At 65.1% G+C, this 13,161-nt stretch carries 12 protein-coding genes; 9 read left to right on the forward strand and 3 right to left on the reverse strand.

Going from position 1 to position 13,161, the window contains the following annotated elements:
* The first annotated feature begins 1 nt into the window (after position 1).
* The gene (locus AC0L2F_RS12025; protein ID WP_007609242.1) at positions 2-1,009 is read left to right on the forward strand and encodes an inorganic phosphate transporter; all 1,008 of its coding nucleotides are present in this window, start codon (positions 2-4) and stop codon (positions 1,007-1,009) included.
* Here the strand turns inward: AC0L2F_RS12025 and sugE are convergent.
* Positions 1,002-1,316, reverse strand: a complete 315-nt coding sequence (gene sugE / locus AC0L2F_RS12030) for a quaternary ammonium compound efflux SMR transporter SugE (protein WP_007609247.1) — start codon at positions 1,314-1,316, stop codon at positions 1,002-1,004. The genes AC0L2F_RS12025 and sugE overlap by 8 nt on opposite strands.
* Before the next feature lie 158 nt (positions 1,317-1,474).
* On the opposite strand from sugE, the gene AC0L2F_RS12035 reads away from it, so the two are divergent.
* The 8 genes from AC0L2F_RS12035 to AC0L2F_RS12070 all read left to right on the forward strand — a co-directional run bounded on the left by AC0L2F_RS12035 (position 1,475) and on the right by AC0L2F_RS12070 (position 10,462).
* Positions 1,475-3,094, forward strand: a complete 1,620-nt coding sequence (locus AC0L2F_RS12035) for a peptide chain release factor 3 (protein WP_085352891.1) — start codon at positions 1,475-1,477, stop codon at positions 3,092-3,094.
* A gap of 236 nt (positions 3,095-3,330) precedes the next feature.
* On the forward strand, positions 3,331-3,909 hold the full coding sequence (locus tag AC0L2F_RS12040; protein WP_473248496.1) for a hypothetical protein: 579 nt from the start codon (positions 3,331-3,333) through the stop codon (positions 3,907-3,909).
* 229 nt (positions 3,910-4,138) lie between these two features.
* Entirely contained in the window at positions 4,139-4,723 is a 585-nt protein-coding gene (locus AC0L2F_RS12045; protein ID WP_007609254.1) for an NnrU family protein, read from the forward strand.
* A 71-nt stretch (positions 4,724-4,794) separates the two neighbouring features.
* On the forward strand, positions 4,795-6,378 hold the full coding sequence (locus AC0L2F_RS12050; RefSeq protein WP_473248497.1) for a class I adenylate-forming enzyme family protein: 1,584 nt from the start codon (positions 4,795-4,797) through the stop codon (positions 6,376-6,378).
* Between the two features lie 168 nt (positions 6,379-6,546).
* Complete coding sequence (locus tag AC0L2F_RS12055) at positions 6,547-7,200, forward strand: tetratricopeptide repeat protein (protein WP_473248498.1); 654 nt, start codon at positions 6,547-6,549, stop codon at positions 7,198-7,200.
* Positions 7,201-7,226: 26 nt separating this feature from the next.
* Positions 7,227-7,778 carry a hypothetical protein gene (locus tag AC0L2F_RS12060; RefSeq protein ID WP_473248499.1) on the forward strand — a complete coding sequence of 184 codons (552 nt, stop codon included), beginning with the start codon at positions 7,227-7,229 and terminating at the stop codon, positions 7,776-7,778.
* 48 nt (positions 7,779-7,826) lie between these two features.
* Positions 7,827-9,209 (forward strand): ribosome biogenesis GTPase Der, encoded by a 1,383-nt coding sequence (gene der / locus AC0L2F_RS12065; protein WP_007609265.1) that lies wholly within the window; start codon positions 7,827-7,829, stop codon positions 9,207-9,209.
* Entirely contained in the window at positions 9,206-10,462 is a 1,257-nt protein-coding gene (locus AC0L2F_RS12070; RefSeq protein WP_473248500.1) for a TCR/Tet family MFS transporter, read from the forward strand. The genes der and AC0L2F_RS12070 overlap by 4 nt, the downstream gene beginning before the upstream one ends.
* 112 nt (positions 10,463-10,574) lie before the next feature.
* On the opposite strand, the gene AC0L2F_RS12075 is transcribed toward AC0L2F_RS12070, so the two are convergent.
* Both AC0L2F_RS12075 and AC0L2F_RS12080 read right to left on the reverse strand, forming a co-directional pair.
* Positions 10,575-11,801, reverse strand: coding sequence for an ABC transporter substrate-binding protein (locus tag AC0L2F_RS12075; RefSeq protein ID WP_007609280.1), 1,227 nt, complete (start codon positions 11,799-11,801; stop codon positions 10,575-10,577).
* Between the two features lie 168 nt (positions 11,802-11,969).
* Complete coding sequence (locus tag AC0L2F_RS12080) at positions 11,970-13,118, reverse strand: NHL repeat-containing protein (RefSeq protein ID WP_473248501.1); 1,149 nt, start codon at positions 13,116-13,118, stop codon at positions 11,970-11,972.
* Positions 13,119-13,161: the final 43 nt, after the last annotated feature.

Here is a 13,161-nt window from a genome sequence, read left to right on the forward strand (position 1 = left end):
CGTGGATGTTGCGTTGGGTCTTCCCGTCCTGGTCGGATTGATCGCCGTCGCGCTGCTGTTCGACTTCCTGAACGGCCTGCACGACGCCGCCAACTCGATCGCGACCATCGTGTCCACCCGCGTGCTGAGGCCGCAATACGCGGTGTTCTGGGCCGCGTTCTTCAATTTTGTCGCCTTCATGGTGTTCGGGCTGCACGTCGCCCAGACCATCGGCACCGGCATCATCGATCCCGCGATCGTGGATGCCCAGGTGATCTTCGCGGCGCTCGTCGGCGCCATCGTCTGGAACCTGGTGACATGGGCGCTCGGGATTCCATCGTCCTCGTCTCACGCGTTGATCGGCGGCTTGTTTGGTGCCGGTGTGGCCAAAGCCGGCCTTTCGGCGGCGGTCTGGAGCGGATTGTCCAAGACGGTGATCGCCATCGTGCTGTCTCCGCTGGTCGGCTTCCTGCTCGCGATGGTGCTGGTTGCGATCGTCTCCTGGGCTTCGGTGCGCTCCACGCCCTTTGCCGTGGATCGCGCCTTCCGCATCCTGCAATTCGCCTCCGCCTCGCTCTATTCGCTCGGCCATGGCGGCAACGACGCCCAGAAGACCATGGGCATCATCGCCGTGCTGCTCTATTCGCAGGGCCAGCTCGGCGGCGAATTCTTCGTCCCCTTCTGGGTGGTGCTCTCGTGCCAGGCCGCGATGGCGATGGGGACCTTGATGGGCGGCTGGCGCATCGTCCGCACCATGGGCCTGCGCATCACCAAGCTGACCCCGATGCAAGGCTTTTGCGCCGAGACCGGCGGTGCCGCGACCCTGTTCATGGCGACCTTCCTCGGCGTTCCCGTCTCGACCACCCACACCATCACCGGCGCCATCGTCGGTGTCGGCGCCGCCCGGCGCCTCTCGGCGGTGCGCTGGAACGTCGCCAGCTCGATCGTCTATGCCTGGGTGATCACGATGCCGGCCTCGGCCATCGTCGCCGCGCTCTCCTGGTGGGCGGTCAAGATCTTCCTCAGGTAACCAGCTTCAGCCCGACGATCCCGGCGACGATCAGCCCGATGCTAGCGAGGCGGAACGCGGTGGCCGGCTCGCCGAACAGGATGATGCCGAGCGTCGCGGTACCGACCGCGCCGATGCCGGTCCAGACTGCATAAGCGGTTCCAATCGGCAGCGATTTGAGGGCGAGCCCGAGCAGGATGATGCTGCCGGCCATGGCGCCAAGCGTGAGGACCGACGGAACGAGCTTGCTGAACCCCTCGGTATATTTGAGGCCGATCGCCCATGAGACCTCCAGCAGACCGGCGACAAACAGGATGCTCCAGGCCATGACGACCCTCCATTCAAGGCAGGGGCGTCCCCGCGACTGGTGTGCTGATAGGAAGGGAAGGCCGTCCCTCCCAGGCCGGATATGGGACTGGCCGGAAGGCTCCGCAATCACCAGATGAGGCTTGATCAGGCTCATTTTCCCTGCCAAACGCTGCCGCAATGTCCGACATCGCCACCACAGCCGAATCGACGGCCCGTTCCTCGCTTGCCGCTGAAGTGTCGCGGCGGCGTACCTTTGCGATCATCTCGCATCCGGACGCCGGCAAGACCACGCTGACCGAAAAGCTGCTGCTGTTCGGTGGCGCCATCAATCTGGCCGGCCAGGTCAAGGCCAAGGGCGAGCGGCGCAACACGCGTTCGGACTGGATGAAGATCGAGCGCGAGCGCGGCATCTCGGTCGTGACCTCGGTCATGACCTTCGAGTTCGAGGGGCTGGTGTTCAACCTTCTGGACACGCCGGGCCACGAGGACTTTTCGGAAGATACCTATCGCACGCTCACGGCGGTCGATTCCGCCGTCATGGTGATCGACGCCGCCAAGGGCATCGAGGCGCGCACCCGAAAGCTGTTCGAGGTGTGTCGTCTTCGCGACATCCCGATTATCACCTTCATCAACAAGATGGACCGCGAGAGCCGCGACGTCTTCGAGCTTCTGGACGAGATCGAGAAGACGCTGGCGCTCGATACCACGCCAATGACCTGGCCTGTCGGCCGCGGCCGCGAGTTCCTCGGCACCTATGACGTCGTCAATGGCGGCGTGCGCCTGCTCGAAGGCGGCGGTGCCAAGACCGGCGCGGCGCAGCAGATCGAGATCGCCGAACTCGCCAAGCTCAACGCCAATCTCGACGTGTCGGCGGTCAAGGACGAGCTCGAGCTCGTCACCGCAGCTTCAAAACCGTTCGAGCTCGAAGCGTTTCGCGAGGGCCATCTGACGCCGGTCTATTTCGGCAGCGCGCTACGCAATTTCGGCGTCGGCGACCTGCTGCAAGGGCTCGGCAAGTTCGCGCCCGAGCCGCGTGCGCAGGAGAGCGACCAGCGCAAGGTCGAAGCCACCGACCCGCGCATGAGCGCCTTCGTGTTCAAGATCCAGGCCAATATGGATCCCAACCACCGCGACCGCATCGCCTTCGCGCGGCTGTGCTCCGGCAAGCTGAGCCGCGGCATGAAGGCGAAGCTCGTGCGCACCGGCAAGAGCATGCCGCTGTCCAGCCCGCAATTCTTCTTCGCGCAGGACCGTTCGGTTGCGGACGAGGCCTACGCCGGCGACGTCGTCGGCATTCCCAACCACGGCACGCTGCGCATCGGCGATACGCTGACCGACGGTGAGGATTTCAACTTCGTTGGCGTGCCGAGCTTTGCGCCGGAAATCGTCCGCCGCGTACGTCTTACGGATGCGATGAAGGCGAAGAAGCTGAAGGAAGCGCTTCAGCAGATGTCGGAAGAGGGTGTTGTGCAGGTGTTCCGCCCGCGCGACGGCGCGCCCGCGCTGGTCGGCGTCGTCGGCGCGCTCCAGCTCGACGTGCTCAAGGCGCGGCTCGATGCGGAATATTCCCTGCCGGTCGAATTCGAGGTCAGCGAGTTCCAGCTCGCGCGCTGGGTCTCTTCGGACGACCGCAAGAAGCTCGACACCTTCATCGCGGCCAACACCTCCAGCATCGCCGACGATGTCGACGGCGATCCCGTCTATCTGGCGCGGAACGAGTTCTACCTCGGCTACACCAGGGAACGGGCCGAGGGCATCGAGTTCACCAACGTCAAGGACGTCAAGAAGAAGGGGTAGGGTGCGGCTCCGTCCGCTCTGCAGCCACTCCCCCCTCCGCTGTCATGCCCCGCGAAAGCGGGCATCCAGTACGCCGCAGCCTCTCGGCTCAATCACAATCGCCTCTGGAATACTGGGTCGTCCGGTCAAGCCGGACGACGACACCGTGGGTAAACGCGAGCACGTGAACGCGAAATGGACTTGAAGCCGCTTCAAGTTCTACCAATTTGAATGGGGTCGCCCGTTTGGTGCTCCCGATGTTGCGCGCAATCCTCGTGCTGTTGCTGACCGTCTTGCCCGTTGGCGCCGCCGACGCGCGGCCCCGGCAAATCAACCCCATTCCGTTTTCGCACGAGCCGTGCAGCGTCCTCGATGGAAGGCCCTGCACGCCGTCCTATTGCAGCCCGCTCGAGCCTGGTCCCTGCATTCCCGACATCGACTATCCCTACGGCCAGAACCTCCAGCTCACGATCCAAAGCGTGCCAGCGGAGGCCGATCGCGCCAAATATCAAAAGCCGGATCACGATCTCGATACGATCGGCGATCTCTTCGCCGAGCTGCGCACTTGCTGGTCGCCGCCAACGGACAATGCCCGCGCGGGCATGCAGATCGCCGTGCGCTTCAGCTTCAACAAGTCGGGCGGCCTGATCGGCCCGCCGCGCCTGACCTTTGCGACCGCGGGCGTGCCCCCCGAGACGAGAACCACCTATCTCAATGCGATCAATTCATCGCTGAATGCCTGCCTGCCGCTGAAATTCACCGGGGGTCTTGGCGGTGCCCTCGCCGGGCGGCCGATCGCGATCCGGTATGTCGACAATCGGACCTTGGGAAAATAACAGCCGGGACATCTCTATCCCCTCATCCTGAGGAGCGCGTTCTTACGCGCGTCTCGAAGGATGCAGGCCGCGCTGTTGCAGCAGCCGGGCCTGCATGGTTCTCGCGGCGATGCGAAGCATCGTCCGCTGACGGCGCTTCGCGCCTCCTCACCACGAGGGGTGAGAGTTGCGACCCGCGGCCAATCGATGATAGGCCATGGGCTGGGGCGCTGGTTGAGGGGAGAATCTCGTGGGTCTGCTGGTTATGATCCTGGGGCTTGCGCTGTTTTTTGCGGCGCATGTGTTCACGACGAAACGCGAGGCGCGCGCGCAGGCCATCGCGAGACTGGGCGAGGGGACCTACAAAATCCTCTATTCGCTTGCCTCGCTCGCGGGGCTCGCGTTGATCATCTGGGGCTTCGCGCATTATCGCGCGACGGGCTGGATCGACGTCTGGTATCCGCCGAAGGCGCTGAAGCACATCACGCTCGCGCTGATGCTGCCCGCGGTCATCCTGGTGGTTGCGTCCTATCTGCGCGGCCGCATCTATGCGACGCTGAAGCATCCGATGCTGGCCGGCATCAAGCTGTGGGCGGCGGCGCATCTTCTGGCCAATGGCGATCTCGGCTCCATCATCCTGTTCGGCTCGTTCCTGGGCTGGGCGGTGTACGACCGCATCACGCTGAAGCGTCGGACCGATGGTGGCGGTCCGCCGATTCCGGTCGGCGGCGTCACCAACGATCTGATCGCGGTCGTGGTTGGAATCGTCGCTTATCTGGCGCTGGCGTTTGCGTTCCATCCCGTCGTCATCGGCGTTCCCGTGATGGGCGGCTAGCCGATCAGCACAAGACAAGACGGCATGCCCATGCGCGGAAGATAACGAGAGCAACAAGCCAAGGCATTCCGATGGACTGGTCGCATTCTCAGATCCCGCCCATGCGGTTCGAGGCGCGCTTCGGCGATCGGGTCGTGCCGGCATTTTGCGATCGGCCGTCGAGCCTGTGGGCGATGATTGCGGACGCCTGCGCCCGCAATCCCGACGGCGAAGCGCTGATCTCAGGCGATGTGCGGCTCAGCTGGCGGCAGGCCGCGGAGCAGGCCGCGCGGATCGCGGCGGGATTTCGCAAGCTTGGATTGCAGCGCGGCGATCGTGTCGCGATCCTGCTCGGCAACCGCCTCGAATTCCCGCTGCTGCTGTTTGCTGCTGCGCATGAGGGGCTCGTCACGGTGCTGCTCAGCACGCGGCAGCAGAAGCCGGAAATCGCCTATGTGCTCAGCGATTGCGGCGCCAAAATCCTGATCCACGAGGCGGCGCTCGCGGAACGGCTGCCGGATGTGCCCGAACTGGTCCACCGCATCGCTGTCGACGACGATCCGGCTTTGTCGCGTTTCGCTGTGCTGGCAGACAACTCACCGGCCTCGACACCGGTCGAGACGAGCGAGGAGGACACCGCCATGATCCTCTACACCTCGGGCACGACAGGCAAGCCGAAGGGTGCGATGCTGGCCCATTGCAACATCGTCCATTCCTCGATGATCTTCGTGTCCTGCCTGCAATTGACGGCGGCCGACCGCTCGATCGCGGCGGTGCCGCTCGGCCACGTCACCGGTGTCGTCGCCAACATCACCACGATGATCTGCTGCGGTGGCGCGCTGATCATCATGCCGGAGTTCAAGGCCGGCGAATATCTCAAGCTCGCCGCGCGCGAGCGCGTCACCTACACGGTGATGGTGCCGGCGATGTACAATCTCTGCCTGCTCCAGCCGGATTTCGAGAGTTACGATCTATCGAGCTGGCGCATCGGCGGCTTTGGCGGCGCACCAATGCCGGTTGCCACCATCGAGAAGCTCAAGGCGATCATTCCCGGCCTCGAGCTGGCGAACTGCTACGGCGCGACCGAGACCACATCGCCGTCCACGATCATGCCGGGCAGCTTGACGGCAAGCCATATCGACAGCGTCGGCCTGCCGTGTCCGGGTGCGCGCATCCTGGCGATGGACGCGGACGGACGCGAGCTGCCGCCTGGGGAAATCGGGGAGCTCTGGATCCAGAGTGCCTCCGTCATCAAGGGCTATTGGAACAATCCAAAAGCCACGGCCGAAAGCTTCACCAGCGGGTTCTGGCATTCAGGCGATCTCGGCTCGGTCGACGCGGAGGGATTTGTTCGGGTGTTCGATCGGCAGAAGGACATGATCAATCGCGGTGGCCTGAAGATCTATTCGGCCGAGGTCGAATCCGTGCTGGCCGGCCACCCGGCCGTGGTCGAGAGCGCGATCGTCGCCAAGGCGTGCCCGGTGCTGGGCGAGCGCGTTCACGCCGTGGTGGTGGCGCGCGCACCGGTGGACAGCGAGTCCTTGCGGGCCTGGTGCGCGGAGCGGCTGTCCGACTACAAGGTCCCGGAGACCATGGTGATCACCGCGGAGCCGTTGCCGCGCAATGCCAATGGCAAGGTGCTGAAGCGGCAGTTGCGGGAGCTGCTGGGGACCTGACCCGAGGAGGCGGTCTCTCCGGGCTGTCCCGGGTGGTTAACGCCTTGATCGGGCTCGCTTTGCCTTGCCACCGCCATATCGTTAGGGTACCTCGCCGCCACGTGGGGACGGGATTCCTGACGCGAACGCTTTGGCGCGCGCACCCGGACGGGCATGGGATAAGCATAAGTGTCTGAATTATTTGACGAAGTCGACGAGGAAGTACGTCGCGAACAGCTCAAGAAGCTGTGGGACAAGTATTCGATTTTGTTCATCGCCCTGATGGTGCTGATCGTCGCCGCCGTGGGTGGCTGGCGCGGTTACCAGTATCTGGAGGCCAAGAAGGCTGCCGAGGCCGGTGCCGCCTTCGAGAAGGCCGCCGAACTGTCCGATCAGGACAAGCATGCGGAGGCCGAAGCGGCCTTCACCGAGCTCGCTGCCAAGGCTCCATCGGGCTATCGCACTCTGGCGCGGCTGCGTGCCGCGGCCGAGGCGGCGGCCCGCGATCCCAAGGCGGGCGCCAAGCTGTATGACGACATCGCCGCCGACCGCAGCGTAGGCGGCGAGTGGCAGGATCTGGCAAAGATTCGCGCGGCCGGTCTCCTGCTCGACAGCGCCGGCTATGCCGACATGCAGCAGCGGCTGGAAGCCTCCACCGCGCCTAAATCGACCTTCCGTCATACCGCCCGCGAGATGCTGGCGCTGTCGGCCTGGCGCAACAACGATATGACTGCCGCCCGCAAATGGCTCGACGCGATTGCCGAGGATGGCGAAACGCCGCCCGGCCTGCGCTCACGCGCCGAGGCGCTGCAGGCCCTGCTGCCGCCCGTAGCGAAGAGCTGAGCCGAGAGCTGAGACGAGATACCGACATGCGCCGCACGCCACGCTTGATCGCAGCCGCCGTCCTGATCGCCTTCACGGGCGTCCTGGGCGGTTGCTCCAGCTTCGATCCGAGCGACATGCTCGACTTCCTCGATACCAAGAAGAAGCTGCCGGGCGACCGCAAGCTGGTGTTCCCGGAAGGCGTGCCCGGCCTCGAGCAGGGCGTTCCGAAGGATATGTACAAGGGCGCACAGCAACAGCCCGATCCGAACGGACCCGCCGTCGCGGCTCTGCCCACCGAGCCTCCGCCCGAGCCGGCCAAGCCCGCGAAGGGTGCCAAGGCGAAAAAGACCAGGCAGCCGGCCAGCGCGGCCGTCGCGCCGGCTGAGGCGCCCGCCGGGGAAGTCGATGGCGAGGCCCAACCCGAGGCCGCGCCGCCCGCGGCCACTCCGCCGCCCAGGCAGAAGATCGTGCGCAAGCGCACCACCGCGCCGCCGCCCGATCAACCCGTCCAGCAGGCGCAACCGACCCAGACCACCCAGCAGCAAACGCAGGGCGCCTTCCCGGCGCCGATGCCGAGCGGCAGCTTCTCGCGCTAATTTTTCATTTCATTGACAGGCGCGGCTCCGGCAGCGCACGAATGACCCATGTCCTTTAAGATTGCCATTATCGGCCGACCCAATGTCGGCAAGTCGACGCTGTTCAACCGCCTGGTTGGGCAGAAGCTCGCGCTTGTCGATGACCTGCCCGGGGTCACCCGTGACCGCCGCGAGGGCGAGGCCAGGCTCGGCGATCTCGACTTCACGATCATCGATACCGCCGGCCTCGATGAGGGCGCCAAGGGCTCGCTGACCGCCCGCATGCAGGAGCAGACGGAGGCCGCGATCGCACAGGCCGACGCGCTGTTCTTCGTGATCGATGCCCGCATGGGCCTCACACCCAACGATAGCGCCTTCGCCGAGTTCGCCCGCAAGGCCAACAAGCCGGTGCTGCTCGTCGCCAACAAGAGCGAAGGCAAGCATGGCGATGCCGGCGCGATGGAGGCTTTCGCGCTCGGCCTCGGCGATCCCATCCAGATCTCGGCCGAGCACGGCGAGGGCCTGGGTGAGCTCTATGACGCGCTGAGAGAGCTGATGCCGGAGCCCGTCGAGGAGGACGACGTCGAGGACGACGAGCCGCTGACGGAGGAGGAGGCGGCCACGCGTCCGATCCGGGTCGCGATCGTCGGGCGGCCGAACGCCGGCAAGTCGACGATGATCAATCATCTGCTCGGCGAGGAGCGCCTGCTGACGAGCCCGGAGGCCGGCACCACGCGCGATTCCATCGCGGTCGAGATCAACTGGAAGGGTCGCGAGTTTCGCGTGTTCGACACCGCGGGTCTGCGCCGGCGCTCGCGGATCGAGGAGAAGCTCGAGAAGCTCTCGGTTGCCGACGCACTGCGCGCGGTGCGCTTTGCCGAAGTCGTCGTGATGATGATGGATGCGCAGAACCGCTTCGAGGAGCAGGATCTTCGCATCGCCGACCTGATCGAGCGCGAGGGTCGCGCCGTCGTGCTCGCTGTCAACAAATGGGACCTGATGGAGAGCAAGGGTGGCGGTGCGATCTCGAACCTGCGCCGCGATGCCGATCATCTGCTGCCGCAGATCAAGGGCGTGCCGATCGTCGCCGTCTCCGGCTTGATGGGCGAGGGCATCGATCGATTGATGCAGGCGATCCAGGATGCCTATGCGCTTTGGAACAGGCGTGTGTCGACCGCGGCGCTGAACCGCTGGTTCGAGGAGGCTGTCCAGGCCAATCCGCCGCCGGCCGTGTCCGGCCGACGGCTCAAGCTAAACTACATCACGCAGACCAAGGCCCGCCCGCCGAGCTTCGTGCTGTTCTGCTCGCGTGCGGACGCGGTGCCGCAATCCTATCTGCGCTATCTCACCAATTCGCTGCGTGAGGCCTTCGAACTGCCCGGCACGCCGGTGCGTATCACCCTGCGCGAGAAGGCCAATCCGTTCGCCCACAAGCGCAAGCGGCCGTCGTGAGCAACGAGGCCGGCGAGGCGATGGCGCAGGGCGCTGCGCCGGTCCGGCGCGGTGCGGTCGCCTTCATCTTCGTCACCATCCTGCTCGACATGCTCGCGCTCGGCGTGATCATGCCGATCCTGCCGAAACTGATCGAGAGCTTCGTCGACAACGACACGGCGCATGCGGCCCGCATCTTCGGCCTGTTCGGCACCGCCTGGGCGCTGATGCAGTTCGTGTTCTCGCCGGTGCTCGGCGCGCTGTCGGATCGCTTCGGGCGGCGGCCGGTGGTGCTGCTGTCGAATTTCGGGCTCGCGGCCGACTATGTGCTGATGGCGCTGGCGCCGTCGCTGGTCTGGCTGTTTGTCGGCCGCGTCATCTCGGGCATCACCTCGGCCAGCATCTCGACCGCCTTTGCCTATATTGCCGACATCACGCCGCCGGAGCGGCGCGCAGCGGTGTTCGGCAGGATTGGTGCTGCCTTCGGCGCCGGCTTCGTGCTGGGGCCGGCGCTGGGCGGCCTGCTCGGCGATATCGATCCGCGCCTGCCGTTCTGGGCCTCGGCGGCCTTAAGCCTGGCCAATGCGCTCTACGGGCTCTTCGTCCTGCCGGAATCGCTGGCGCCGGACAAGCGCGCGCCGTTCCGCTGGAGGAGCGCCAATCCGCTCGGAGCGCTCCGCCTGCTGCGTTCCAACGCGGTGCTCGCTGCGCTGTCCGTCGTCAACTTTATCGCGCAGGTCGCGCATGTCGTGCTTCCCTCGACTTTCGTGCTCTACGCGACCTATCGCTACGGCTGGGATTCGAAAACCGTGGGATTGACGCTGGCGATGGTCGGCATCTGCGCCATGGTGGTGCAGGGGCTCGCGATCGGCCCGATCGTGCGCGTGCTGGGCGAGCGCAACGCCTTGTTGACGGGCCTGTGCTGTGGTGCGGTCGGCTTCGTGATCTTCGGCGCGGCGCCGACCGGGCCGCTGTTCTGGCTCGGCATTCCCGTGATGTCGCTGTGGGGCATTTCGGGCGCCGCCATGCAATCGCTGATGACGCGGCTGGTCGCGCCCGATCAGCAGGGGCAGTTGCAGGGCGCGACCGCGAGCGTGCAGAGCGTATCGCAGCTCGTCGGCCCGTTCCTGTTCACGCTGACGTTTTCATACTTCATCGGCGCGAGCGCGCCGTGGCAGCTGCCCGGCGCGCCCTTCCTGCTCGCGGCGGTGTTGATGGTGGCGTGCGTGGCGATCGCGGTGCGGGCGCTGGGAGCGGCGAGATCAGAACCGTAGGGCGGATTAGCGAAGCGTAATCCGCCACCTTGTCCGAGGCGGGAGAAGAGGTGGGTTACGCCGTGCGGACTGCGCTTTGCGCAGCCGCAGAGCTAACCCACCCTGCGACTTCTTACTTCTTCACCAGCGGGCACTCGCTGTCCTTGAGCGGCTTTGCGGCGTCTTCCGCCGCGATCGTGGCGATCTGCTTGTAGTAGTCCCACGGTCCCTTCGATTCTTCCGGCTTCTTCACCTCGAACAGATAGGCCGGGATGAGGCGGCGCCCGTCCGCGCGCAACGGGCCCTTGCCGAACAGCGGATCGTCGGTCGGAAGCTCCTTCATCTTGGCGACGACCTTGGCACCGTCATGCGGGTTGCCGCCGAGCGCGTCCATCGCCTTGAGATAATGCAGCACCATCGCGTAATTGCCGGCCTGCGTCATGGAGGGCATCGCATTCTTGTTGGCCAGCGCCGAGAAGCGCTTCGACCAGGCGCGGGTCTGGTCGTTCATGTCCCAGTAGAAGGATTCCGTGAAGGTCAGCCCCTGGGCGGTCTTCAGACCGAGAGAATGCACGTCATTGATGAACAGCAGCAGCGCCGCGAGCTTCTGCCCGCCCTGTACAATGCCGAACTCCGCGGCCTGCTTGATCGCGTTGGTGGTGTCGCCGCCGGCGTTGGCGAGACCGACGATCTTCGCTTTCGACGACTGGGCCTGCAGCAGGAAGGAGGAGAAGTCGGCCGTGTTGAGCGGATGCTTGACGCCTCCGAGCACCTTGCCGCCGTTGGCGGTGACGACGGCGCTGGTATCGCGCTCCAGCGCATGTCCGAACGCGTAGTCGGCGGTGAGGAAGAACCAGCTGTCGCCGCCGGCCTTGGTCAACGCCTTGCCGGTACCGTTGGCGAGCATGTAGGTGTCGTAGGTATAGGAGATCGTGTTCGGTGTGCAGGCCTTACCCGTGAGGTCCGCGGTGGCGGCGCCCGAATTGAGCAGGACCGCATTCTTCTCCTTGACGAGGTTGCTCACCGCGAGCGCCACGCCGGAGCTCGGCGTGTCCGCGATCGCATCGACCTTGTCGTTGTCGATCCACTGACGGGCAATGTTGACGCCGACGTCGGGCTTGTTCTGATGGTCGCCGCTGATGACGTCGATCTTCCAACCCTTCTTGAGCAGGCCGGAATCCTCGACCGCCATCTTGATCGCGACCACGGAGTTCGGGCCGCCGATGTCGGCATAGAGGCTGGACATGTCGTTGAGCACGCCGATCTTGACGGTCTTGTCCTGGGCGAAGGCGGATGTGGCAAAACCGAAGGCGGCACAGGCCAGAAGGGCCGCAGAGCGGCGCGCGAACGTCGTCGTCATAAAAGGTTTCCTCCATTGTCAAACATGCGGACGGCTCTCTTGAATGGGCCTTGTTCCGGCTGATGGCTCTACCGTGTCCCACGGCCGGCGGCAATGCGCCTAAAGCCGGATGAAGCTGCGTCGTAGCGTCATCCATCGGTTAACTTTTGGGCAAAATGCGTCAAGACGCTATTTCAGCGCGTCCGACGTCAGCTTGAATTTCTGGATCCGCTTTCCGGTGTCGACCTCGGCGGTATAGACGTTACCCTTGGCGTCGATCGCCATGGCATGCACCCAATGGAATTGTCCGGCATTGCGGCCGTTGTGCCCGAAGCTGCCGACCACGCTGCCGTCGTCTCGCCTGACCACCCTGATTTCGTTGTTCTCGCCGTCGGCGCTGAGCAGCCAGGTCTGCTTCGGATCGGGCCAGATCGCGATGTCCCACACCGCGCCGTTGCCGAGCGTGTTCTTCTCGAAGAAGAACTCCTTCACGAAGGTGCCGTCCGTCTTGAACACCTGGATGCGGTTGTTGATGCGGTCGCAGACGTAGACGAGCCCGTCATTGGCGAGCTTCACGCAGTGGACCGGATTGCCGAACTGCTGGGACACCGGCGCCTTGGGATCGTACGCCGCCAGCTTGGTGTCGTCGGGCTTGTTGCCGTAGGCGCCCCAGTGCCGCTTGTAGGCAAGCGTGGTTGCGTCGAACACGATGACGCGGCGGTTGCCGTAGCCATCGGCGACGTAGATTTCGTTGGCGGCCTTGTCGATCGCGGTCTCGGCGGGCTTGCCGAGCTGCGTCGTGTCGTTGCTGCCGAGGCTCGGCGCGATCTTGCCGATCTGGGCGACGAACTTGCCGTCGAGCGTGAATTTCAGGATGGCGTTGTCGTTGTCGGCATTGCCGCCGACCCAGACGAAGCCGCGCTCGTCGACCTCGATGCCGTGCTCGCGGCCGACCCATTCATAGCCTTCGCCCGCGCCGCCCCACGATCGCAGCAGATTGCCGTCGCTGTCGAATTCGAGCACCGGCGGTGCCGATACGCAGCATTTGGAACGCGGCGGGGTGAGGCTCGCACCTTTCTCGTCGTCGGTGAGGGAGCGTGGCCGATGGATCACCCAGATGTGGCCCTGCCAGTCGACGGTGATGCCGCCGACCTGGCCGAGGATCCAGTTGTTCGGCAACGGCTTTGGCCAGGAAGCATCGACCGCGAAGGTCGGGATATCGCCGGCGGTCGCGGTGCCCGGAAGCGCAAACGCGATGGCCGCGATCAGGACAGAGAGGACGCGAGAGACATCTGCGAGCGCACGCTTAAAGCCTGCGCGATTCCGCCATGGTGCCATGGCAACCTCCCTTTATTGGCTTGCGGCTTGCTGCCGCTTGAGC

The sequence above is a fragment of the Bradyrhizobium sp. Ken64 genome (genome assembly GCF_055807555.1).